The organism is Kocuria tytonicola, assembly GCF_003687455.1.
Classification (GTDB): domain Bacteria; phylum Actinomycetota; class Actinomycetes; order Actinomycetales; family Micrococcaceae; genus Kocuria; species Kocuria tytonicola.
Map to the genome: position 1 here is coordinate 1 of NZ_PHOA01000236.1, position 252 is coordinate 252.

The window sequence follows — 252 nt, forward strand, 5'->3', positions numbered from 1 at the left end:
TTAGCGTGGGTCATGAGCGGGTTCTTTCGTGCGGATGGGTTGTTGAGGAACTTCCATCCTGCGGGGTAGAGCCCGCTCACCTCACATCAGCCCACCGCTCGTGCCAACAACCTCATGCCCCACAACATCTAGGGCGTGTCTGACAAAGCCTTCGCCCAGGTGATGACGGAGTGCAGGATGATGGCGGCGCGGTAGGTCACAGCGTGTTTGTCGTACCGGGTCGCGATGGCGCGCCATTGTTTGAGCTGGCAG

1 pseudogene is annotated in these 252 nt (G+C 60.3%); it reads right to left on the minus strand.

The window, feature by feature from the left end:
• Nucleotides 1–128: 128 nt before the first annotated feature.
• Nucleotides 129–252 (minus strand): annotated as a pseudogene (locus CWC38_RS12540) (IS5/IS1182 family transposase); the annotation flags it as partial.